Raw genomic sequence first — 3,469 nt, 5'->3', positions numbered from 1 at the left:
TCGCCGAGCGGCTGGCCGCCGACTACCCCCCGCTGGCCGCCCCCGACGGGCAGCGCACGCTCGCCCGCGCCCTGCTGGACACGGGTCTGGTCATGCCGGTGCTGGACGGCTTCGACGAACTGGCCCGACCGGGCCGGGCGGAGGCCGTGCGACGGGTCAACGCCGAACTGGACGACGACCTGCCACTGCTGCTGACCAGCCGGAAGGAGGCGTGGGCGACGGCCGTGGCCGAGGGTGACGTGCTCACCGCCGCCGAGGTGGTCGAACTCCTGCCCCTCGACCTGGAGGAGGCCGCCGTCCACCTGGAGCGCACCGCCCGGCCCCTGCCGACGGCGGACGGCGCGCGGGCCACGGTGTGGACGCCCGTCCTGCGGGAGCTGCGCGAGCGGCCCGGCTCGGCGCCGGCGCGGGCGCTCACCACTCCCCTGATGGTCTCGCTGGCCCGCGCGGTCTACGGCGACACCTCCGGTGACCCGCGGGAGCTGCTGGACATCAAGCGTTTCCCCACGGTGGCCTCGGTGGAGGAGCATCTGCTCGGGGCGTTCGTACCGGCCGCGTTCGCCGGTTCCGGGCCGGAGGCCGCCGTGGAGGCGGAGCGCAGGCTCACCGTGCTGGCGCGGGCGTTGCAGCACCGCGACACCGGGCGGCTCGCCTGGTGGGAGCTGGAGTCGATGCTGCCGGCCGCCCTGCGGGTCTACACGCCGGGGCTGCTGGCACTGGCCGTGCAGGCCCTGCTGGTGCTGCCGGTGATGGTGGCGCGGGTGGCGGGCGGGCAGGCCGGGACGGAGGACGTCGTCTCGGTGGGCGCCACCCTGTTCGGCCAGACCCTCGGGTTCGCCTTCGGCGCCGCCTGTCTGCTGCCGCGTGACGGGGGCCTGCCGAGCAGACGGTTCATCCTGCGGCAGGCGTTGCTCACCGCGCTGGTGAGCGGGCTGCTGTGGGCGGCGTTCGCCTGCACCGACGACCTCCGGTTCGGCTTCCGCTACGGCACGCTGACCGACGGCTGGATGCCGGACCTGCTCGGCGGCTGTCTGTTCTCGCTGCTGTTCACCCTGTTCTTCGGCATCGCCGGCCTCCCCCGGCGCCCGGCACCCCTCGGCCTGCCGTGGAGCGGCGCGGCGGGCCGGGCGGTGGCCCGGGTACTGGGCGCGACCGTGCTGCTGGGCGGCGCGGGTTCGGCGGGGTCGGTGCTGCTGGACTCCTCGCGCGATCCCTGGACCGCGCTGATCGGCACTACCTGCATGGCGGCGGGCACCGCGCTGCTGGTGAGCGGCACCCACCGGCAGGACGGCCCGCATCCGGGCCGCGCGGGCCGGATCGGCCAGCGTTTCGCGGCCGGCGCCGTACGCGGCACCGCGGCCGCCCTGCTGATCGGCATCACCGCCTGCACGGCCGCCGGACTGGCCGCGGTCGGGGTGACGGTGCTGAAGTCGGCCGGCGTGGAGGACCTCGCGGGCCGGCAGATCGACGGCTGGCGGTTCGCGTCGCGGGACGGGGTGCGTACGGCGGTCACCACGCGTCCGCTGCACGGCCGGATGCTGATCCCCGGCGACGGCGCCCGCCCCATCGCCTACCCCGGCGACGCCGAGCCCCCCGACTGCACGATCCCGCTGGTGAAGGACCGTATGTGCCGCCCCTTCACCTCCCGGCGGACGGCGTTCGAGTCGCGGGAGGGGGTCGTGTCGGTGCGGCTGGCGCTCACCGGCGGCACGACCGAGGCGTACCCGGCGAACCTGCGGTCGGTGCTGCCCGCGCCCGCCCGCGGCTGGCTCACCCGGGGCCCGGCCACCGGCCTGCTGGCGCGCTGTCTGCCGCCCTTCGTGGCCGTCGGGATGCTGATCGGGCTGGTGGGCGGCTGTGTCTGCGGGGTGTACCGGGCGCTGAGCGTGCCGTCGGACATCATGCGGGCGGCCGGCCCCGGTTCGTCGCTGCGTACGGACCGGACGGCGTCGTTCACCCGGGCCGGGGTGGTGGCGCTGCTGGTGGCGCTGGTCTGTGTGCCGGTGATGGTGCTGCCCGGCGACTGGGGCGGCCTGGCGCATGTCGGGACCCGGCTGTGGCTGCCACTGGGCGCGGCCGCGCTGGCGCTGAGCGCCTGGGGGCGGTTCGCGGTGGCGCGGGTGTGGCTGGCGGTGACCGGGCGGCTGCCGTGGCGGCTGATGGCGTTTTTGGAGGACGCCCACCGGCGGGGTGTGCTGCGCAGGTCGGGCGCGTGCTTCGAGTTCCGGCACCTGCGGCTCCAGTCCCACCTGGCGGGCGGCGGGGCAGGGGTGCGGGGCCAGGGCGGCCCGGTGGACGGTGCCTGGGAGCAGGCTCCGCCGCGGGGTGTTCCGGGCCGGGGTTCGGGGCAGTGATCCGTTCAGCCCCTTGTGAGGGGGCTGCTGAGGCTCCCGTCGGACGCCGTAAGGTTGGGTGGTCAGGCGAGAGCACGTCGGAAGGAGGCACTGGGTGATCGAGCTGGAGGGTGTTCCCGAGCTGATCGACCCAGTCATGGTGGCCGCGTTCGAGGGCTGGAACGATGCCGGTGACGCCGCCTCCACGGCGGTCGGGCATCTGGAACGCGAGTGGAAGGGCGAGGTGTTCGCGGCGCTGGACGCCGAGGACTACTACGACTTCCAGGTGAACCGCCCCACGGTCTTCATGGAAGGCGGCGTACGCAAGATCACCTGGCCGACGACCCGGCTGTCGGTGGTCCGCGTCGGCGGGGACAAGCCCCGTGACCTGGTGCTGGTGCGCGGCATCGAGCCGTCGATGCGCTGGCGCTCGTTCTGCAACGAACTGCTGGGCTTCGCCCACGAACTCGGCGTGGAGCTGGTGGTGATCCTGGGCGCGCTGCTCGGCGACACCCCGCACACCCGCCCGGTCCCGGTCAGCGGGGTCACCTCCGATGGTGACCTGGCGCGCCGGATGAACCTGGAGGAGACCAAGTACGAGGGCCCCACGGGCATCGTCGGGGTGCTCCAGGAGGCGTGCACGCACGCCGGGGTGCCCGCGGTGTCGCTGTGGGCGGCGGTGCCGCACTACGTCTCCCAGCCGCCCAACCCGAAGGCCACGCTGGCGCTGCTGAACCGTCTCGAGGACCTGCTCGACCTGCGTATACCGCAGGGCGAGCTGCCCGAGGACGCGCGTGCCTGGCAGACGGGCGTGGACCAGCTGGCGGCCGAGGACAGCGAGGTCGCGGAGTACGTGCAGACGCTGGAGGAGGCCCGCGACACCGCCGAGCTGCCGGAGGCGTCCGGCGAGGCCATCGCGCGCGAGTTCGAGCGGTACCTGCGGCGCCGGGACGTCGGCGGCCCCGGCGGCCATGCCACGGCCGACGGTTCGGAGAGCGGGCCGTACCGCCGGGACACGCCGAGCGGCCGGACCCGTCCGCCCAAGCCCCCGAAGCCGGAGGCGCCGGGCGCGTCCGAGGGCGGCGACGAGCCGGACGGCTCGGAGGACTGAGAAAGCGGGGGCGGTACCCGGCCGG

Annotated in this window: 2 protein-coding genes; both read left to right on the top strand. The window is 75.1% G+C overall.

Features of this window, described 5'->3' with window-relative positions; translation table 11 throughout:
* Positions 1–2,354: hypothetical protein (locus tag CCN33_RS22915; RefSeq protein ID WP_208621850.1), on the top strand; the 2,354-nt coding region annotated here is incomplete at its 5' end.
* A 94-nt stretch (positions 2,355–2,448) separates the two neighbouring features.
* Positions 2,449–3,444, top strand: a complete 996-nt coding sequence (locus CCN33_RS22910; protein ID WP_086695406.1) for a PAC2 family protein — start codon at positions 2,449–2,451, stop codon at positions 3,442–3,444.
* The last annotated feature ends 25 nt before the right edge of the window (positions 3,445–3,469 follow it).

The organism is Streptomyces recifensis, from assembly GCF_002154615.1.
GTDB lineage: Bacteria > Actinomycetota > Actinomycetes > Streptomycetales > Streptomycetaceae > Streptomyces > Streptomyces griseoluteus.
This window is presented reverse-complemented; position numbering and strand designations above follow the sequence as displayed.